The following is a 21,067-nucleotide window of genomic DNA, read 5'->3' on the forward strand; positions in this document are numbered from 1 at the left end:
ATTTCTTCAGTTGGAGCGGGGTCATCCAACTAAAAGCCCCTCATCGGAACGCCGCCCGCCTAGCCCTCTCCCAGAGGGAGAGGGGACTGACCGTGGTGGATGCGAAAGGTACGCCGACCTGAAATACCGAGTCGTATGCAGAATTTGAAATGGCCACAAATCAGCTCCCTCTCCCTCGGGAGAGGGCGGGGGTGAGGGGCCGCCACACCACAAATCCAAAGCCAACCACCCGCTTCTCGCACCGGTTTCGCGGTGCAGGCAAGGCTTGGGGCAACACGCAGATCCACTGTGGGAGCCAGCCTGCTGGCGAAGGCTATCCGTCAGTCGCCGAAGTGCTGGATGACCCACCGCCATCGCGAGCAGGCTCACTCCTACCAGTGGATTGAGTACATTCCCAAAGACGGGTCGGCTATCAGGCCGTCATCGCTTGCAGGCAAGCTCCCACATTTGATTGCATTTCTTCAGTTGGAGCGCGGTCATCCAGTTACAAGCCCCTCATCGGAACGCCGCCCGCCTAGCCCTCTCCCAGAGGGAGAGGGGACTGACCGAGGTGGATGCGAGGGCTACGCCGACTTGAGATACCGAGTCGAATACAAATTTCAAATCCAACCAAAATCAGCTCCCTCTCCTCGGGGAGAGGGCTAGGCGGGCGGCGTTCCGATGAGGGGCGAATTCACCGCAAAGCCCAAGCCATGCGACGCTTCTGACCACTCAACAATGAGCGCAAGCTCGAGTGCTCTTGATCTTGCGTCACCAGCGACGTCGGAAGGCTGAGCGGAGGGATTGATCCGGGCGTGGGAGCGCAGCGACCGTACGACGCAGTCGTACACAGCGGAAGTAGGTGCAGCGAAGCAAACCGTAGCCGCTGCGCCCGGATCGATCCCGCAGCGAAGGGACCCGAGCCTGCGAGGGCCGAACGTAGGAGCAAAGCCTTTTGGTTCCTTTTTGGCGTCTGAAAAAGGGACTCGCCGTAAGGGCGAAACCCTAAGCCGCAGCACCCGCAGCAACGGATATGCCCCCAATCAAAAAAGCGGTCCTGCCCCCCAACGTCACGAGTGAAACCGCAAAATCCGCTCACCATCAAACGGATCAATCAAATACCGCGCCCGAACCCCAAACGTCTCCCACAAACGCTGCGGCGTCAACACCTCCAGCGGCCTGCCCAACGCCACCAACTCCCCCCGTTCAAGCACCGCCAGACGATCACATTTAAGCGCCTGATTCAGATCATGCAGCGCAATCAACGTAGTCACCGGCAAAGCCCTCACGACACTCAGAATCGTCAACTGATGCTGAATGTCGAGATGGTTCGCCGGCTCGTCGAGCAACAGAATCTGCGGCCGCTGCGCCAGTGCACGGGCAATGTGCACCCGTTGCCGCTCACCACCCGACAGGCTGCACCAGATGCGCTGACGCAAGTGCAGCGCATCCACATCCACCAGCGCCTGCTCAACGATGGCAGCGTCCGCAGCCGACCACGGCTGTAACGCCGACAACCACGGCGTCCGCCCCAGCGCCACCGCATCGAACACGCGAATGCCGTCATCGGTGTCAGCCTGTTGCTCGACCACCGCGAGTGTCTGCGCAACGCTGCGGCGCGCCATTTTGCCCAGGCGCTGACCGTCGAGCAGTACCTCGCCAGCGCTCGGCTCGCGCAGGCCGGCCAACAGTTTCAACAAGGTCGATTTACCCGCACCGTTCGGCCCGACAATGCCCAACGTTTCGCCGCGTTGCACCTCAAGGCTGACAGCCTTCAGCAACTCGGCGCCGCGTACCTTGAAGCTCAAGCCCGAGCAGCTCAATACCGCGTTCATCGCGCCGACCTCCGGCCCACCAGAATCAGCGCAAAAACCGGCGCGCCGACCAGCGCCGTAATCACCCCGACCGGAATCACCTGGCCCTTGATCAGGGTCCGCGACAACACATCGGCGGCAATCAGAAACACCGCGCCGCCCAAGGCACTCGCTGGCAGCAAGCGAGCATGCCCGGTGCCAAGCAACAACCGCGCCGCATGGGGAATCACCAGGCCGACAAAACCGATCGAACCGACAATCGAGACCATCACCGCCGTGACCAACGCCGCGCAACCGATCAGCAGAATCTGCACGCGGCGCACTGGTATGCCGAGCGACGCCGCCGAGTCCGCGCCAAAGGTAAACGCATCCAGCGCCCGCCGATGCCACAGGCACACAACCAGCCCGAGCAGGGCCACCGGCACCGCCAGCCACACCGATGGCCAGCGCACCCCGCCGAGGTTGCCGAGCAGCCAGAACATGATTCCGCGCGCCTGCTCGGAACTCGCCGAGCGGGTAATCAAAAACGCTGTCAGCGCATTGAACAATTGCGATCCGGCAATCCCGGCCAGAATGATCTGCCCGGTACCGTTGGCCGAGCCACTGACCCGTGCCAGCAGAATCACCAGCACGAACGCCGTCACCGCACCGGCAAACGCACCGGCCGACAGCGACACCAGCCCGGCACCGACGCCAAGCAACGCGACCATTACCGCGCCAGTCGAGGCCCCGGCGGAGATGCCCAGCAAATAAGGATCGGCCAACGGATTGCGCAACAGCGACTGCAAGATCACCCCGCACGTTGCCAGCCCGGCACCGCAGGCTGCGGCGACCAAGGCGCGGGTCAGGCGGTAATTCCAGACGATGCCTTCATCGATGGGGTCGAGCACATAACCGGCGCCCCACAGCTTGTTGGCCAGCACCTGCAGCACCACGCCCGGCTCGATCGAAGTCTCACCGATCGCCACGCCGCCCATGAGCGCGAGCGCGAGCGTCAGCACAACCAGCAGCGAACGGATCAGGCGTCTGCTCATGGCGCCAGGTCGTAGGCGTTGATGGCGGCGGCGAGTTGCGCGAGGCCGTCGAAGGTGCGCAGGCTGGCCTGCATGGCCATGGCGTCGAGGATGATGATGCGGTTGTGTTTCACCGCGTCCATGTTGCGCGTCACCGGGTCGCTGCGCAGGAAGGCAAGTTTCTTCTGATAATCGTCAGCCGGGAAACGCCGACGATCCATGCGCGCGATGACCAGGAAAGTCGGGTTGGCCTTGGCAATGGTTTCCCAGCCCACGGTTGGCCATTCTTCATCCGACTCGACCACATTGCGCACGCCCAGGGTGCTCAGCATGAAATCCGGAACGCCTTTGTGACCGGCCACAAACGGCTCGATGTCCATCTCGGCGCTGGAAAACCAGACCACTGCGCTGACGTCTTTGCGCTGCTGGGTTTTCGCCGTGGCGATCGATTGCGCGAGGCTGGCCTTGAGCTGTTCGTTGAGCTGTTCGCCACGCGCCTGCACATCGAAAATCGCCGCCAGTTGGCTCACGCTCTTGTAAATGCTGTCGATGCGAAACGGTGCAAGGCGCGTCCCATCGGAGCCAACGAGATTGTCCTTGGCTTCGCAGTCGGAGGGCAGCAGGTAGGTCGGAATCTTCAACTCATGGAACTGCTCGCGGGTGCCGACCGCACCTTGCGGGCCGACCATCCATTCCAGCTCCACGGCGACCAGTTCCGGGCGCTTGCCGATCACCGCTTCGAAGCTCGGTTCGTTATCAGCGAGGCGCTCTATCTTTTCGTTCTGCGCCTTGTAGTTCGCCAGCACGTCGTTGAACCACAGCGAAGTGCCAACGACTTTGTCGCTCAGCCCCAGGGCATAGAGCATTTCCGTGCCGGCCTGGCCGATGGTAACCGTGCGTGCCGGGGCGTGCTGGAAGGTCAGGGTACTGCCGCAGTTCTCGATCGTCAGCGGATAAACCGTGGGCGCCGCTTGCGCGAAAGCGCAAAGGCCCAGACCGGTGAACAGGGTGGCAATACGGGGCAGCAGCATGGGGCAGTCTCCAATGGAACCGTACGGGGAGGGCGGGTACGGTTTGGAAACACACCATCAAGCGCTGTCAGCAAACAGCGCAAGGCCGGTCATCGCGCAAAAAAGCGCACGGCACGATGTCCTTCCCGGACACCCCGCCGGTTAGTAGTCATTGTGCCGGCAGGTCTCCTGACTGATGCGTCATCGCCTGGCTCCGGCCTTCCCGGGGGTTACCCAGTGGCAGTCGAGGAGCAGGCTCGGCACCTACAGTTGCGGGGGCAGTTCCGATCGATGCTGAGCAAGCACCTCGGATTCCCTATTAATCCCGTGTGGAAACCGGCGGCGGCATGGTAGACGATTTGGGCGGTTGAGGGGGAGATCAATCTGTTGAAAAGCCCCTCACCCTAGCCCTCTCCCGGAGGGAGAGGGGACTGACCGCGGTGGATGCGAGGGCTACGTCGACATGAAATACCGAGTCGAATGCAAATTTCAAAACCAACCGAAATCGGCTCCCTCTCCAGGGGGAGAGGGCTGGGGTGAGGGGCCGGGTCACTACAAGGCCAAAGCCGAACGCATGCTTTTGACCACCAACCTCCCGATCCTGAAAAAACCACACAACCCTGATTTGCAATCCACGAACCCCCAACGCTAATATACGATCCATATACATTCCGTATCGGATTACCGCCATGGGCATCGTAAAAATTTCCGAAGACATGCACGAAAACCTGCGCATCTCCAGCAACGCACTCAGCCGCTCGATCAACGCGCAGGCCGAGCACTGGATGCGCATCGGCATGCTCGCCGAGTTGCACCCCAATCTCGACCACAGCGCGATCTGCCGTTTGCTGATCCGCGCCGAACAGAACGGCGGGCTCGACCTGCACCAACTGACACAGGAAGTCGCCCTCGCATGAGAAACCAGATCAAGCTCAACACCCCGGCCGAGATCGAAAAATCCCGCGCGGCCGGCAAACTGGCCGCCGAAGTGCTGGCGATGCTGGTGCCCCACGTCAAGGCCGGGGTGACTACCGATGAACTGGATCGGCTGTGCCACGACTACATCGTCAATGTGCAGAAAGCGGTGCCGGCCAACGTCGGTTATCACGGCTTTCCGAAAACCGTCTGCGCCTCGGTCAATGACGTGGTCTGCCACGGCATTCCTTCTGCTACACCGTTGAAGGACGGCGATATCCTCAACCTCGACATCGCCGTGATCAAGGACGGCTGGTTCGGCGACACCAGCCGCATGTACGTGGTCGGTGAGGCCACGCCTGAAGCGCAACATCTGATCAAGACCACCTATGACGCCATGTGCGCAGGTATTCGTGCGGTCAAACCGGGCGCCACGCTGGGCGATATCGGTTACGCGATTCAGTGCCTTGCCGAAAAGGAAGGCTTTAGCGTGGTGCGCGAATATTGCGGCCACGGCATCGGCAAGATCTACCACGATGAACCGCAGATTCTGCATTACGGCTTCCCCAATCAAGGGATGAAGCTCAAGGCGGGAATGATTTTCACCGTCGAACCGATGCTCAACGCCGGCAAACGCCACGTAAAGAACATGCCCGATGGCTGGACGGTGCTGACCAAGGATGGCTCGCTTTCGGCGCAGTGGGAGCACATGGTCGCGGTGACGGAGACGGGGTTTGAAGTGCTGACGGCGTGGCCGGATCAGATCGAGGGGTATGCGGCAATCGTTTGATACCGCGCTTGGCGGACGGAACAATCATCAAATCCAACGCATAAAAAAACGCCGCTTGAACCAGCGGCGTTTTCCTTTGCCTTTACTTCAGATCGAATCGGTCGAGGTTCATGACTTTCGTCCAGGCCTTGACGAAGTCATTGACGAACGGCTGCTGCGCATCCGCACTGGCATACACCTCGGCCAGTGCGCGCAACTGCGCATTGGAGCCGAACACCAGATCCACCCGCGTTGCGGTCCATTTCGGCGCGCCGGTCCTGCGGTCCCGTCCCTCGAATTCATCAGCATCGCGCGTCGTCGGTTGCCACTCCACGCCCATGTCCAGCAGGTTCGTAAAGAAGTCATTGCTCAGCGCTTCGGGTTTATCGGTGAAGACTCCATGCCGGGTCTGCCCGACGTTGGTATTCAACACCCGCAGGCCGCCGAGCAGCACGGTCATTTCCGGGGCGGTTAGGGTCAGCAGTTGCGCCTTGTCGATCAACAGGGTTTCAGCTGCGACGGTGTATTTGCCTTTGCTGTAATTGCGGAACCCATCGGCAATCGGTTCAAGGAAGCCGAACGATTCGACATCGGTCTGCTCCTGCGAGGCATCCACGCGCCCGGGCGAGAACGGCACGCTCACTGGATGACCAGCGTTCTGTGCGGCTTGCTCGACCCCGGCATTGCCCGCCAGCACGATCAGGTCCGCCAGCGAGATTTTCTTGCCGTCGGCACTGCCATTGAACTCGCTCTGAATCCCCTCCAGGGTTTGCAGCACATGAGCCAGTTGCTCCGGCTGGTTGGCTTGCCAGAACTTCTGCGGTGCCAGACGCAGACGCCCGCCGTTGGCACCGCCACGTTTGTCCGAGCCGCGGAATGTCGAGGCCGCCGCCCACGCCGTCGAGACCAGTTGCGAAACCGACAGGCCTGAGGCGAGGATTTTGCTTTTCAGCGCAGCGGCATCGCTGTCGTCAATCAATGCATGGCTGACGTCCGGCAACGGGTCTTGCCAGAGCAATTCTTCGTTGGGCAGTTCCGGGCCGAGGTAGCGCGACAGCGGGCCCATGTCGCGGTGGATCAGTTTGTACCAGGCGCGGGCAAAGGCGTCGGCCAATTGCTCGGGATTGGCCAGGAAGCGCCGCGAGATCTGCTCGTAAGCCGGGTCGAAGCGCAATGCCAGGTCAGAGGTGAGCATGCTCGGCGAGAGCTTTTTGCTCGGGTCGTGAGCATGCGGAACCGTGCCGGCGCCGGCGCCGTTTTTCGGTTGCCACTGATGCGCCCCGGCCGGGCTCTTGGTCAGTTCCCACTCGAAGCCGAACAGGTTTTCCAGGTAGTTGTTGCTCCAGCGGGTGGGCGTGGTGGTCCAGGTCACTTCCAGACCACTGGTGATGGTGTCTGCGCCCTTGCCGGTGCCGAATGCGTTTTTCCAGCCCAGGCCTTGCAGCTCGAGGCCGGCCGCTTCCGGCTCAGGGCCGACGTTGTCGGCCGGGCCGGCACCGTGGGTCTTGCCGAACGCGTGGCCGCCGGCAATCAGCGCCACGGTTTCTTCATCGTTCATGGCCATGCGGCCGAAGGTTTCGCGTATGTCCCTGGCCGAGGCGACCGGGTCCGGGTTGCCCTCGGGACCTTCCGGGTTCACGTAGATCAGGCCCATCTGCACCGCAGCGAGCGGGTTTTCCAGATTGCGTTCGCCCTGATCGGTGCGGCTTTCTTCCTTGCCGTGCAGATCCGGTTCGGCTACCAGCGTACCGTCACCGGGTTCCTGTACCGGGCCGTTGCTCTTGCCGTAACGATTGTCGCCGCCCAGCCATTCGGTTTCCGAACCCCAGTACACGTCTTCATCCGGTTCCCAGACATCGGCGCGGCCGCCAGAAAAGCCGAAAGTCTTGAAGCCCATGGATTCCAGCGCGACGTTGCCGGTGAGTACGATCAGATCGGCCCAGGAAATGTTGCGGCCGTATTTCTGCTTGATCGGCCAGAGCAGGCGGCGGGCCTTGTCGAGGCTGACGTTGTCCGGCCAACTGTTCAGCGGGGCGAACCGTTGCTGACCGGAGCCGGCACCACCGCGGCCGTCGGCGGTGCGATAGGTGCCAGCGCTGTGCCAGGCCATGCGCACGAAGAGCGGGCCATAGTGGCCGAAGTCGGCTGGCCACCAGTCCTGAGAATCGGTCATCAATGCGCTGATATCTTGCTTCAGCGCCTGAAAATCCAGGCTTTTGAACGCCTTGGCATAGTCGAAGTCCTGGCCCAGCGGGTCAGACTTGGGCGAGTGCTGACTGAGGATTTTCAGATTGAGTTGATTCGGCCACCAGTCACGGTTGGTCGTGCCGCCACCGGCGGCGTGGTTGAACGGGCATTTCGATTCGCTTGCCATGTTCGAGTCCCTATCAGGTCTGCTGCGGCCGGCTGGTGCCGACTTCGGACTGGTAAGGCTAGACCCGACTTGGCAAACCAGCTAATAGCGCAGCTATTGCGTGCTGATAGGCAAACTCTCTCAGCGCTGCGCTGGCTTCTGATCAGTCAGATCAGCTCGATTGCGCCGTGTCGTCATCGGGCACATCGTCGAGAATGTCCTCTTGCCCCGGCAGTTCAGTGATCACGCTGAAGTCACTGACTTCCACCGCGCCTTGGCCGTAACCGAGCAAGTGAAACGAAAACGCCTTGCGCTGTTGCGGGTTTTCAAAGCTGAAGTCCATTTCCAGCGGTTGATCCGCCGTGGCGACCATCTCTGCGGGTAAGCCCAGTTGCACGTCCTGTTCGAATTCCTTGGCCTTGAGTTGAATGTACGCCGCTTGCTGCGGGTCGACCGCGCGCACGGTCAAGCGGACGCGGGTGTGCGAGCCCTTGGGCATTTCCAGATACTGCGCACCGATCAGGTTGTCGGCCCAGTCATCCTTGATCTGCGCTTGCAGCGGGATGATGTTGTTGCTGCCGAACTGGTAGCGATGATTGAGCGGCGTGCGCAGCAGCGACAGGTCCAGGGCATTGGCGCGGGCGGCGATCTGCCGGGCCGGATGACCGCTGTAGCGCCCCTTGTAAATGGCGCTGTCGGCGATGAAGCCAGGGCTTTGGTAGTAGCGGCAGCGACGCGGCATGTCGCATTCGGAGAAGATCCCGCGGCCATCGTGATAGCGCAGCTTGCCGTTGGTGAATGACATGATTTCGCGGCCGGAGTCATAGTCACGGAACAGCGAGCGACCGCTCAGCGCGGAGGGCACTGGCAGGTCGAAGTAGTCGAGGATCGAAGTGCTCAGATCGACGTGACCATAGACGCCTTTGTTCAGGCGCGGCAGTTGCGCCTGCTCAGGTGCCAGAGTCAGATTGAACCCCCACGAGGAGGCCAGACGCACGCCGTCGATGCCGTGGGATTCGTCCGATGTGATCACCACCAGCGTGTCCTTGAGCACGCCTTTGCGTTCGAGACCATTGAGAAACTGATCCAGCGCATCGTCGAGATAACCGACGGCGGCCTGCTTCGGCGTTTCATAGCGCTGCAGATAGTCGTCCGGTGCGGAGTAGGGCTGGTGAGTGCCCACGGTGAGCAGGGTGAGCATCCAAGGCTGTTTGTGTTTTTTCAGTTGGCCGACGTAATCCAGCGCACCTTCGAAGAACGCTTTGTCATCCTTGCCCCACGGGAATTCGAGATAGTTGCTGTTGCTGAACCATTCCAGGCCATGGGTCGCGTCGAAGCCGATGTGCGGCATGATCTTGTCTTTGGCCATGAAGCGCAGCCCGGCACCTTGCAGGTAATGCGTGCTGAAACCGTGGTCGCGCAGTTGTGCCGGCAGACAGGCCTGATTGCGCTCGTTGAGGGTGAGCATTTCCACGCCTTTGGGCGTGCCGTTGTTAAGTTTGTCGTAGTCGCCGCAGAGCATGGCGTACAGACCGCGAATGGTCTGGTGCGTGTGCAGCACGTAATCCGGGGTGTTCATGCCGCGCTCGGCCCAGCGGCTGAGATTGGGCATCAGGTCTTCCTGATAATGACTGCCGATGGCCTCGCGGTTGGCGCGGATGTACGCGCCGGGAATGCCCTCCAGTGCGATGATCAGCACGTTGCGCGCCTGTCCCGGTGCGGTCAGCAGTTTTTCCCCGTTGAGGTCGACATCGGTCAGCCCGGCCATCGCCGGTGCGGGTTCTTCGGCATCGCCGTCCAGCCATTCCTCGGCGCGAATCTGCACGTCGGCCACTTCGCTGGCGAGCAGTTGATGCGGCAAGTTGTACAGGCGCCACGGGTCGGCTTCGTTAGGACACAGGTTCTGCGCACCCCAATGCGCGGCGAACAACACCAGCGGCGCGCCCCAGGCTGCACGGGGCAGGGCAGTGAGCGGTCGGTCCCGGCCGGCGAAGCGGGTCAGCAGCCACACCAGTAGTGCCAGCAGTAATGTCAGGCCCAATGCGGGATGCGCCAGACCGCCGCCGGTGGAGTTTTCCACGAACTGCGGGTCGATCAGGTAATGAATGTCGGAAGGCGTCGGCAACCGACCGACCGCGCTGACCAGTTCCGCGGTCGCCACCGCCAGCACACCCCACAACAGCAGCACCGGCAGAGCCAGCCACCACGCGCGGCGATGCAGCAAAACCAGCAACAGGCTGCCCACGGCCAGATCCGACAGATAACCCAACGGGCTCGACCAGCCCAACGCCGCGCGCAGGCCCATCGGCACGATCAATACCAACAGCAGCAGAGAAAACAGTCGGGCGTGCGGTTGCCGCAACCGGTTGAAAAGAGCGCTCACAAAAAGACCTTCCAGCCATCAAATCGTCATAAAAGTGTGGGCGATGATAGCAAGGCTCGGCCATCTGATTGCCTTTTAAAACGCTCGGGTGATGCGCATGGAGAGGCGTTGGCGCGCGTTTAAAAATCTCTGTAAACCCCTATGGCTGCTGGTAAAGCGCGGCGAACGGCCTGTTTGCTGAGGCGGATTTTGTCGGGGTTTTATTGTGTCAGGCTGTTAACGATCATCGCAGGAGCATCCCAAGGCATCCGGCCACGTCCGGTGCTATGGATATGCAATAAAGGTATTTAAGTTCTGTTTTTTATAGCGATAAAGTCAGGCCTTTCAGCAAACCACCCCCTGCTGCGAGGTTGTCATGGCCACACCGTTGAAACGTTCCGCATTGACCCTGTTGGCCGCCGCCTTGGCGGGCACCGCATTGTTCAGCTCGGCCGCTCAGGCCGAAGGCAAGATCAGCATCGCCCAGCAGTTCGGCATCGGTTATCTGATTCTCGATGTAGTTCGCGACCAGCAGTTGATCGAAAAACACGGTAAAGCCCAGGGCCTGGACATCAAGGTCGACTGGAACAGTATCTCTGGCGCCACCGCGATGAACGAAGCGCTACTGACCGGTTCGCTCGACGTGGTCTCGGCCGGCGTACCGCCGATGCTCACCGTGTGGGATCGCACCAAAGGCAAACAGAACGTCAAGGCCATCGCCGCGCTCGGCTCGATGCCCAATTACCTGCTGACCAACAATCCGAATATCAAAACCCTCAAGGACTTCGGCGACAAAGACCGCATCGCCGTGCCGGCGGCAGGGGTGGGCTTCCAGTCACGCACCTTGCAGATCGAAACCGCCAGGCTGTTCGGTGATGCTCAATACAAGAAGTTCGACGACATTTCCGTCAGCCTGCCGCACCCCGATGCGACGGCTGCGCTGATTGCCGGCGCCTCGGAAATCAACTCGCATTTCTCCAGTCCGCCGTTCCAGTACCAGGCGTTGCAAAACCCCAACGTGCACAAAGTGCTGAGTTCCTACGACGTACTCGGCGGCCAGGCAACGTTCAACGTGCTGTACACCACGGAAAAATTCCACGACGAAAACCCCAAGACCTACAAGGCGTTCTACGACGCCCTGGCCGAAGCCGAGAAAATCATCAAGGCTGACAAACCGGCAGCGGCCCAGGCCTATATTCGGGTCGAACAGTCGAAACTGCCGTTGGCGCTGGTCGAGCAGATCGTCAACGACCCGGAGATCGACTTCACGGTGGTACCGCAACGTACGTTTATCTATGCCGAGAAATTGCAGGAGTTGGGTGTGCTGAAAAACAAGGCGGGGAGCTGGAAGGATTACTTCTTTGAAGAGGCGCATGGTGGGGCGGGGAGTTGATGTTCCGCGCCGGCTAAGGCTTGAAAAGCAAAGCCCCTCACCCTAGCCCTCTCCCAGAGGGAGAGGGGACTGACCGAGGTGCATGCGAGAGATACGCCAACCTGCGATACCGAGTCGAACGAAAGTTTTGAACGGCCCACAAATCGGCTCCCTCTCCTGGGGGAGAGGGCTGGGCGGGCGGCGTTCCGATGAGGGGTAGCTCCACCCTGAAACTCAAGCCGAACACCCATGCTCATCATGGAAGCCACCGAAGATCACCGCGCCACCGCTTCACCTGCCCGCCAGCCACCACCCAGCGCGGTATAGAGGTTGACCTCGGCCACCAACTGCGCCAGGCGGTCGCTGATCAAGGCTTGTTGCGAGCTGAACAGCGACCGCTGCGCATCGAGGAACGTCAGGCTGCTGTCGACACCGTTGCGATAACGGTTCCGCGCGAGGTTGTAGTAATCCTGGGTGGCCTGGACCAGATCGCGCTGGGCCTGCAACTGCTGTTCATAGGTGCTGCGTGCCGCCAGACCGTCGGCGACTTCCTGAAACGCCGTTTGAATCGATTTTTCGTACTCGGCGATGGCGACGTCTTTCTGCAGCTGGGCGTAATCCAGACTGGCACGCAGGCTGCCGGCATTGAAAATCGGCAGGCTGATCTGTGGCTGGAACGTCCACGCGCCGGAGCCTGCGCTGAACAGCCCGGAAAGATCGCGACTGGCAGTGCCGGCGCTGGCCGTCAGGCTCACACTGGGAAAGAACGCTGCACGGGCTGCGCCGATATTGGCGTTGGCGGCTTTGAGCTGGTATTCGGCCTGCAGAATGTCCGGGCGCCGTTGCAGCAGATCCGATGGCAGCCCGGCCGGCAGCGGCGATACCAGTTCACTGGCCAGCGGCAGCGCCGGCAATTGCGCTGGCAGCGGCGCGCCGACCAGCAGCGTCAGGCTGTTCAGATCCTGTGCGACCAGACGCTGGTAGCGCGCCAGATTGACCCGCGAGCTGTCGACGCTCGTGCGTGCCTGCGCCTGTTCCAGCGCTGAGGATTTGCCTGCTTCGCGGTTGCGCGTGGTCAGGTGCAGGCTTTGTTCGTCGGTAGCGAGGGTGTCGCGGCTCAGTTCCAGTAACTGTTGATCGGCGCGCCAGGTCAGGTAGGCATTGGCGACGTTGGCCACCAGACTCAACTCGGCGCTGCGCCGCGCCTGTTCGGTGGCCAGCCAGCTTTGCAAGGCCTGCTCGCTGAGGCTGCGCACCCGACCGAACAGATCCAGCTCATAGGCGCTGATGCCCAGGTTGACCGTATACGCCGAGGTGATCTGCGCCGGGCCGCCGGTGACGCTGGACGGCATGCGCTGGCGCAACTCGTTGGCATTGGCCGCCACCGCCGGCACCAGGTCGGCGCGTTGAATGCGGTATTGCGCCTGGAACGCCTGAACATTCAGCGCTGCCACGCGCAGGTCGCGATTGTTGGCCAGCGCGCTTTCGATCAGTTGCCTGAGCGCCGGGTCGTTGAACAGCGTGCGCCAGTCTGCATGGCGGGTCGCTGGCTGCGTTGCAGTGGGGTACTGCGCAGCAGTCGGCGAGGGCGGTTGGTGATAATCCGGCATCAACGAACACCCGGCCATCAGCACCACTGTGCACAGCAGGGGCAGGCGCAACCCGGACTTCGCACCACTGCGTTTGCGCGCCAGACGCGGTAACGCTCGAGACCCGTTCAAGCCCCGGCCATCCATTTCGCCAGCCCATGCCTTCCGCTGACGCCGAGCTTGGCCGCGGCACGCTTGAGATAGGTCTCGATCGAGCTGTTCTTGACCCGCAGTTTTTCCGCCATTTGCGGCACGGTGCCGCCAGTCAGCAGGCCCAGACAGACTTCCTTTTCGCGTGCCGACAAGACGACGTCACTCAACGCCAAACGCTCATCGAAGACTTGCGACAGCGGCGCCTGATCGAGCTCGGCCAACGCCGGGCGAGGCTGGCGGGCGAGGCTCTGACGGGTCATTTGCGCATGCCGCTCGATCAGCGGCAGCAAGGTGTCGGACAGGCTTTTCAGAAAGGCCAGTTCCGGCAGGGAAAACACCCGCTGGGTATGCGGCCGATACACCGAGATCACGCAACGGCGATTGGAGGTGCGTGACACCAGGTTGCACTGATGCACGCCGTGTTGCGGATGGCGCGGTAACAGTGAAGCTTTCAGCTGAATAAGCAGCGAGTCGTTCATCTCGATCATTTTCTGCAGCAGCGGATGATCATCCGGCCGTTCGAGCGTCGCGTGGCAGTGGCTGGCCACGGGCAGGCCCGCACAGCCCAGCGGCTTGATCTCGACCACACTGGCCTGACGCTCATCCAGCGTCCATTCGCTGAGGTCGAGGCGGTTGACGGGCACCAGCGTGTCCACCAGCTGGAACATGTTGCTGGCGAAATGATCGTCGCCGGTACTGGCTATCAGCTCTCCCAGTTGCCAGTAGAAGTGCGGGTTTTCCATGTTGCGAATACTGCCGGTCAGATTCATATCCTTCTCATCCCTGGTTCAGAGTCATCACCGTTTCGTCTGCCATTCATGCACACGCGACCACTCAGTCATTTCTCCTTGAACTGATCTGCAGCGCAATTAAACCGATGCATTTGTCCTGCGTCTGTAGGGGAAAACAGGGACACAAAATGCCACTATTTCCACCGACTTGCCGGGGCCAGGATTGCGCCTGTCATTCGCCTGCGTGACTGACGGGTCAAGTCAGGGCCCGGAATGTCGGCAGACGAGCTTTCTCCGGTGCCGACTGCCCGGCGAAAAGCACTACCGTGGCATGGTGTTTTTCCTACAGATTTTTCAGCCGTTGCTCCACCAGCCGGGCAGGGCGTGCCCACGCACAGGCTGTCAGGGAAAGCGGGGCAGGGGCGCGCTGCGCTTGTCCGGGTTTCAGGTGTCATGCCGTGAGCAGGGCCGATGCTTGAATACCCGGCAAATCACATGAGATGGATCTTATGCAGCCTACTTCTGCTCCAGCAGCGGACGATCTGTCCGTGCCTTGCGAAACCTTTGCCCTGACCGCCGCCCAGCGCGATATCTGGCTGGATCAGCTGAGTCGCGGTGATTCGCCGCTGTACAACATCGGTGGTTATGTCGAGCTTGACGGACCGCTGGATCAGGCACTGATGCAGGCAGCGCTGGAATCGCTGATCGCCCGCCACGACGCATTGCGCACCGTCTTGCTGCCTGGCGTCGGCGAGGATGGCATGCCCCGGCAAGCTTTTGCGCCAACGATGGCTGTGGCGATGCCGCTGTTTGATTTTTCCGGACTCGACGATGCCCACGCGGCGGCGCAGGCATTGCTGCAACAGCAGATGGAGCAGGTTTATCGTCTCGATGGCCAGCCGCTGTTGCGCTTCAGTCTGATTCGCCTCGACGAGGGGCGTCACTGGCTCGAAGATGCTCAAGTCGCTGGGCGAGATTTACAGCGCGCTGAGCCAGGGGCAAACACCTGCGATGTCGGCGCCGTCCTATGTCGAATTCATTGCCGACGATGCGCGCTATCAGGGTTCGGGTCGCCACGCCCGTGATCGCGATTATTGGCTCGACAAGTACCGTACGCAGCCGGAGCCGCTACTGCTGCCGCGCCATCATCAGGATTCCAGCCAACTGACGCGACCGTCGCAGGCGCATGTGCAAGCGATGCCCGCGCTGCTGCACCAACGCATGCAGCAAGCGGCGCAACCGTTTGGGGCGTCGGCGTTTCACGTCCTGTTGGCGGCCTTGCATGTGTATTTCAGCCGCACCGCGCAGCGTGACGAGTGGGTGGTGGGCCTGCCGATTCTCAACCGCGCGGGTGCACGCTTCAAAACCACTTTAGGCTTGTTCGCCCAGGTCAGTGCGGTGCGCCTGGATTTTGCTCGGAATTTGCCATTTGCGCACTTGGTGCGGGCCATCGCGACACAGCTGAAACAGGACCTGCGTCATCAGCGCTTTTCCCTCAGTGAGATGAATCGCGCGCTCGGTCTGCTGCGCGAGGACCGCGCCCAGTTGTTCGAAGTGTCGGTGTCGTACGAGCAGGACGATCACGACTACCGCTACGGCGCGGCCTCGGCGCACACGGTCAAGGTCTCCAATGGTCATGAAGCGACTCCCTTGGCAATTCATCTGCGCAGCAATCGCTTCAACGATCAGGCGTGGCTGCATCTGGTCTACGACCAGGCGTACTTTGACGCCACGGACGTTCAGGCGCTGGGCGCACGGTTGCTGTTGATTCTTGAACAGGGGCTGGAGCAGCCGGAGCTGTCGACAGCGGATTTCTGCCTGAGTACCGCCGACGAATCGCGGCAGTTGCAGCAATGGAACGACACGCGGGTGGACTTCCCGCAAGGCCGAACGGTTGCGCAACGCTTCGCCGCGCAAGTTGCGCAGCGCCCCGACGCTGTCGCCGCTCTTTATCAAGGGCAACCACTGACGTATGGCCAGCTCGACAGCCAGGCCAATGCCCTTGCTCGGCACCTGATCGCGCTCGGTGTACAACCCGATGATCGCGTCGCCATCGTCGCCCGTCGTGGCCTCGATACGCTGGCGGGACTGCTTGCCGTGCTCAAGGCCGGCGGCGCTTATGTGCCGATCGATCCGGCGCAGCCGAGCGAGCGCTTGAGCTATTTGCTCAGCGATTGCGCCCCCCGGGCAGTGCTGACGCAGAGTGATCTGCGCGCTCGCTTGCCGCTGTTGCAAGTGCCGGTGATCGAGCTCGATCAAGCCGCTTGGCCGACCGCCAACCAGGCTGGCCCGGTGGTGGCGGGATTGACCGACGCCAACCTCGCTTACGTGATTTACACCTCCGGCTCCACCGGGCTGCCCAAAGGCGTGATGGTCGAACATCGCGCGCTGGGCAATCTGATCGACTGGCATTGTCAGGCCTTCGACCTCGGCCCCGGCCAGCACACGTCCAGTCTCGCCGGGTTCGGCTTTGACGCGATGGCCTGGGAAGTCTGGCCGGCGTTGTGTGGCGGTGCGACGCTGCATTTGGCGCCGGCCCACGACGGTAGCGAAGACATCGATGCGCTGCTGACGTGGTGGCGCTCGCGACCGCTGGATGTGAGTTTCCTGCCGACGCCAATCGCCGAATATGTGTTCAGTCGCAAACTGCAGCATCCGACCTTGCGCACGCTGTTGATTGGCGGTGATCGCTTGCGCCAGTTCAATCGTGCGCAGTCGTTCGAGGTGATCAACAATTACGGCCCGACGGAGACCACGGTGGTGGCGACGTTCGGCAGAATCGAGCCCGGACGGGCGCTGCATATCGGTAGACCGGTGAGCAACGCAACGGTGTACGTCCTCGACGAACAGCAGCGGCCGCTGCCGATTGGTGTCACGGGCGAGCTTTACGTTGGCGGCGCCGGCATTGCTAGTGGTTACCTGAATCGCCCGGACCTGAGCGCCGAACGCTTCCTGCGCGACCCGTTCAGTGCCGACCCGGCGGCGCGTCTGTATCGCAGCGGCGATCGGGTGCGTTGGCGCGCCGATGGCACGCTGGAATATCAGGGGCGCAACGACGATCAAGTGAAAATCCGTGGGGTGCGCGTCGAGCCGGGCGAAGTCGAGGCGGCACTCAGTCGTCACGAGGCGATTGCGCAAGCGGTGGTGCTGGCGCGCGACGGGCAGTTGCTGGCGTGGTTCAGCGAACGCCGGCCGGTGGATGTCCTTGAGTTGCACGCGTATCTGCAGGCTCGCCTGAGCAGTGCCATGCTGCCGCAGGCGTATGTGCGCATGACGGCGATGCCACTGACCGCCAATGGCAAAATCGACCGCAAGGCCTTGCCGGCACCGGGGCCGGACGCGCTGATCCGCCGCGACTATGAAGCGCCGCAGGGCGATGTTGAGAACGCCCTGGCGCAGATCTGGCAGGAGCTGCTGCAGGTGCCGCAGGTCGGGCGCCACGACCATTTCTTCGAGTTGGGTGGGCACTCGCTGCTGGCGGTGAACCTGATCGAACGCATGCGTCAGCTCGGCATGAGCTGTGATGTGCGGGTGTTGTTCGGCCAACCAACGCTGGTCGCGCTGGCGGCGGCGGTCGGCAGTGGGCGCGAGATCGACGTGCCGGCAAATCGCATACCCGCCGAATGCACCTCGATCAGCCCTGACATGCTGACGCTGATCGAACTGGATCAGGCCACCCTCGACCGTGTTGTCGCCAGCGTGCCCGGCGGCGCGGCCAATGTGCAGGACATCTACCCACTGGCACCGTTGCAGGATGGCATCCTTTATCACCACATCACCGCCGCGCAGGGCGATCCGTATCTGCTGCAGTCGCATCTGGCCTTCGCCCGTCTGGAGCGCGTCGAGGCCTTCGCCGACGCCTTGCGCGCGGTCATGGCCCGGCACGATATTCTGCGCACCGCTGTGGTTTGGGAGGGGCTGGTCACGCCGGTGCAAGTGGTGCTGCGGCATGTCGAGCTGCCGGTGCAGGTAATCGACATCGACCCGGCGCAGGGCGACGTGCTTGAGCAATTGCATCAGCGCTGTGATGCGCGCCGCTATCGCCTGGATGTCAGTCAGGCACCGCTGCTGCGCTTGCTGGTGGCGCGCGACCCGTTGAAGGAACGAATCGTCGGTGTGCTGCTGTTCCATCACTTGGCGCTCGATCACATTGCTCTGGACGTACTGCGCGGCGAAATATCCGCCAGCCTTGCCGGGCAACGCGAGCCTTTGCCGCCGTCGGTGCCGTACCGCAACTATGTCGCGCAGGCGCGGCTGGGCGTCAGCGAGGCCGAACATGAGGCGTTTTTCCGCGAGATGCTCGGCGATATCGATGAGCCGACGCTGCCGTTCGGCTTGCACGATGTGCAAGGCGATGGCCGGGGGATCGAGGAGTCGCAGCAATCACTCGCCAACGAACTGGACGGCCGTCTGCGGCAGCAGGCCCGCCGGTTCGGTGTCAGCGTCGCCAGCCTGATTCACCTGGCCTGGGCGCGCGTGTTGGCGGCGACCTCGGGGCAGGAGCGGGTGGTATTCGGCACGGTGCTGATGGGGCGCATGCAGGGCGGCGCGGGTGCCGACCGTGCGCTGGGGGTGTTCATCAATTCCCTGCCGTTACGCGTCGATGTTGCGGCGCCCGGGCGAACCGCGGTGCAGGCCACCCATCGGCGCTTGACCGGATTGCTCGGCCACGAACACGCATCGCTGGCGCTTGCCCAGCGTTGCAGTGGTGTGGTCGCGCCGACGCCGCTGTTCAGCGCGCTGCTCAACTATCGCCACAGCGAGCGTCAGCACGGTCAGGCCGATGGGCCGCACTGGCCAGGCATCGAAACCCTGGCCAATGAAGAACGCACCAACTACCCGCTGACCCTGAGCGTCGACGACTTCGGCGATGGCCTGCAATTGACCGCCAGGGCAGTCGCCAGCATCGGCGCGCAACGCATTGCTGATTACATGCACCTGGCCCTGGACGGGCTGGTCGAGGCACTGGAACAAGACTCGGATCTGCCCCTGGACCGACTGCCGATCCTCTCGCCGGCAGAGCGCGATCAGTTGCTGACCCGATTCAACGCCACCGCAGTCGATTGCCCGATCGAGCAACCGCTGCACAGGTTGTTCGAGCAACAGGTGCAACGCCACCCGGACGCCATTGCGTTGCAGGCCGGCGAGGCGCAACTGAGCTGGCGGCAACTCAACGAACAGGCCAACCGTCTGGCCCATCACCTGCGCGAACAAGGCGTACGCCCGGATACGCGGGTGGCGATCTGCGTTGAGCGCGGTCTTGAACTGGTGGTCGGCCTGCTGGCGATCCTCAAGGCCGGTGGTGCCTACGTGCCGCTGGACCCGGACTATCCGCTGGCGCGCTTGCAATTCATGTTGCGTGACAGCGCGCCGGTGGCGGTGCTGCTGCATGCGGCGACCCGCGATCTGCTGGGTGACACGCAGATGACCGTGGTCGACTTCGACCGCTGCGCCTGGGACGAGGCACCGAGCGACAATCTGCACGTGCCGGATCTCGGTGCATCGAATCTGGCTTACATGATCTATACCTCGGGTTCCACCGGCACGCCGAAGGGTGTGATGATCGAGCACCGCAGTGTCTGCAACCTGATGCACTGGGGCTCGCAGATTCGCCCGCCAACCGCCGATGGCGCGTTGTTGCAAAAGGCGCCGTTCAGCTTCGACAGCTCAGTGTGGGAGATTTTCTGGCCATTGAGCGCCGGCCTGCGCCTGGTGCTGTCACGGCCTGACGGTAACCGCGATTCGGCTTACGTCACGCAAGTGATTCGCGAACAACGTATCAGCGTTGTCAAGTTTGTCCCGGCGCTGTTGCAGCAGTTTCTCGAACAGGATGATGTCAGCACCTGTAGCAGTCTCACCGACGTATTCTGCGGCGGTGGCGACCTGACCGTTGCCATGGCCCGTGCCGTGCGCGAACGCCTGCCGTGGGTGCGCCTGCACAATGTCTACGGCCCGACCGAAACCACGGTCGACAGCAGCGCCTGGACCCTCGAACCCCACGAGCCAGTGCCCGAGCGGGTCATCCCGATCGGCAAGGCCCTGACCAATACGCGGCTGTACGTGCTCGATCGCAACGATCAGCCGGTGCCCTTGGGCGTCAGCGGCGAACTGCACATCGGTGGCGTCGGCGTCGCGCGTGGCTATCACCGATTGCCGCAAATACAGGCCGAACGCTTTATCGACAGTCCGTTTGTGGCCGGGGATCGCTTGTATCGCAGCGGCGACCGGGTGCGCTATCAGGCGGACGGCAATCTGGAATTCCTCGGCCGCACCGACTTCCAGCTGAAACTGCGTGGCCTGCGTCTGGAGCCGGGGGAAATCGAAGCGCGGCTGATTGCACATGCCGCCGTACGCGAGACGCTGGTGCTGGTACGCGACGAGCGCCTGGTGGCGTACTTCACCGTGAGCGACGGTCACGTTGCACCTTCGATCGAGGCACTGCGCGAGCACGTCTTGCAGCAATTGCCCGAATACATGGTGCCCGCCGCGTTCGTGCGGCTTGCCGCCATGCCGCTGACGCCCAATGACAAGATCGACCGCAAGGCTTTGCCGGCCCCCGGCGCCGAACACTTGCTCAGCCGCGCCTACGTGCCGCCCGAAGGCGACATCGAGCAGGCGGTCGCGCGGGTCTGGGCCGAGACGCTGGGCATCGAACAGATCGGGCGCAATGACAATTTCTTCGAATTGGGTGGGCATTCGTTATTGGCGGTGAGTCTGGTGGCGCGCATGCGTCAGGCCGGGCTGCATGTCGATGCCCGCACGCTGTTCAGTCAGCCGACGCTGGCAGCACTGGCGGCGCAGACCTCACGGCAGACACACAAGGTCGACATCGCGCCGACCACCATTCCACAGCTCAACCGCAAGCGCCGGATCTGACCGGGCAAGCACCTCTGCGCCGGCGCACAAGCGTCTGCGCAGCGGGGCTTGTCCCGGCTTCCCATGTCAGACAGTGCGGCGCCGATGTTTTAGTTTTTGCCAGTTGCGCGCGGTCGCCACGGACTCGCCAC

The 21,067-nt window shown here is 62.3% G+C and carries 12 protein-coding genes and 1 riboswitch; of the genes, 5 read left to right on the forward strand and 7 right to left on the reverse strand.

The features are described from left to right. Positions 1 to 1,049: 1,049 nt before the first annotated feature. Genes J3P75_RS11500 through J3P75_RS11510 form a run of 3 tightly spaced genes read right to left on the reverse strand, consistent with a single transcriptional unit; the run spans position 1,050 to position 3,837 of the window. Positions 1,050 to 1,814, reverse strand: coding sequence for an ABC transporter ATP-binding protein (locus J3P75_RS11500; protein ID WP_434710517.1), 765 nt, complete (start codon positions 1,812 to 1,814; stop codon positions 1,050 to 1,052). Continuing rightward, positions 1,811 to 2,827: a FecCD family ABC transporter permease gene (locus J3P75_RS11505; protein ID WP_434710519.1), complete on the reverse strand. Its 1,017-nt coding sequence runs from the start codon at positions 2,825 to 2,827 to the stop codon at positions 1,811 to 1,813. Before J3P75_RS11505 ends, J3P75_RS11500 begins: the two co-directional genes overlap by 4 nt. Beyond that, entirely contained in the window at positions 2,824 to 3,837 is a 1,014-nt protein-coding gene (locus J3P75_RS11510) for an ABC transporter substrate-binding protein (RefSeq protein ID WP_434710521.1), read from the reverse strand. Before J3P75_RS11510 ends, J3P75_RS11505 begins: the two co-directional genes overlap by 4 nt. A gap of 141 nt (positions 3,838 to 3,978) precedes the next feature. Then, positions 3,979 to 4,172, reverse strand: a riboswitch (cobalamin riboswitch). Between the two features lie 333 nt (positions 4,173 to 4,505). Between J3P75_RS11510 and J3P75_RS11515 the strand changes: the two genes are divergently transcribed. After that, complete coding sequence (locus J3P75_RS11515) at positions 4,506 to 4,733, forward strand: ParD-like family protein (protein ID WP_090284085.1); 228 nt, start codon at positions 4,506 to 4,508, stop codon at positions 4,731 to 4,733. After that, positions 4,730 to 5,521 (forward strand): type I methionyl aminopeptidase, encoded by a 792-nt coding sequence (map, locus tag J3P75_RS11520; protein WP_434710522.1) that lies wholly within the window; start codon positions 4,730 to 4,732, stop codon positions 5,519 to 5,521. The genes J3P75_RS11515 and map overlap by 4 nt, the downstream gene beginning before the upstream one ends. An 82-nt stretch (positions 5,522 to 5,603) precedes the next feature. Here map and katG read toward each other — a convergent pair whose 3' ends face one another. Continuing rightward, positions 5,604 to 7,874 (reverse strand): catalase/peroxidase HPI, encoded by a 2,271-nt coding sequence (gene katG / locus J3P75_RS11525; protein ID WP_434710524.1) that lies wholly within the window; start codon positions 7,872 to 7,874, stop codon positions 5,604 to 5,606. A 151-nt stretch (positions 7,875 to 8,025) separates the two neighbouring features. Further along, positions 8,026 to 10,236, reverse strand: coding sequence for an LTA synthase family protein (locus tag J3P75_RS11530; protein WP_434710526.1), 2,211 nt, complete (start codon positions 10,234 to 10,236; stop codon positions 8,026 to 8,028). Positions 10,237 to 10,591: 355 nt separating this feature from the next. Between J3P75_RS11530 and J3P75_RS11535 the strand changes: the two genes are divergently transcribed. Further along, positions 10,592 to 11,608 carry an ABC transporter substrate-binding protein gene (locus J3P75_RS11535; protein ID WP_434710528.1) on the forward strand — a complete coding sequence of 339 codons (1,017 nt, stop codon included), beginning with the start codon at positions 10,592 to 10,594 and terminating at the stop codon, positions 11,606 to 11,608. Between the two features lie 254 nt (positions 11,609 to 11,862). On the opposite strand, the gene J3P75_RS11540 is transcribed toward J3P75_RS11535, so the two are convergent. Then, positions 11,863 to 13,215, reverse strand: a complete 1,353-nt coding sequence (locus J3P75_RS11540) for an efflux transporter outer membrane subunit (RefSeq protein WP_434711265.1) — start codon at positions 13,213 to 13,215, stop codon at positions 11,863 to 11,865. Positions 13,216 to 13,304: 89 nt separating this feature from the next. After that, on the reverse strand, positions 13,305 to 14,099 hold the full coding sequence (locus tag J3P75_RS11545) for a helix-turn-helix transcriptional regulator (protein ID WP_336355554.1): 795 nt from the start codon (positions 14,097 to 14,099) through the stop codon (positions 13,305 to 13,307). 470 nt (positions 14,100 to 14,569) lie between these two features. Between J3P75_RS11545 and J3P75_RS11550 the strand changes: the two genes are divergently transcribed. Continuing rightward, positions 14,570 to 15,145 carry a condensation domain-containing protein gene (locus J3P75_RS11550; RefSeq protein ID WP_434710530.1) on the forward strand — a complete coding sequence of 192 codons (576 nt, stop codon included), beginning with the start codon at positions 14,570 to 14,572 and terminating at the stop codon, positions 15,143 to 15,145. Then, entirely contained in the window at positions 15,072 to 20,936 is a 5,865-nt protein-coding gene (locus J3P75_RS11555) for an amino acid adenylation domain-containing protein (RefSeq protein ID WP_434711267.1), read from the forward strand. The genes J3P75_RS11550 and J3P75_RS11555 overlap by 74 nt, the downstream gene beginning before the upstream one ends. Positions 20,937 to 21,067 lie beyond the last annotated feature (131 nt).

It is taken from the genome of Pseudomonas sp. R1-1, assembly GCF_051132135.1.
GTDB lineage: Bacteria > Pseudomonadota > Gammaproteobacteria > Pseudomonadales > Pseudomonadaceae > Aquipseudomonas.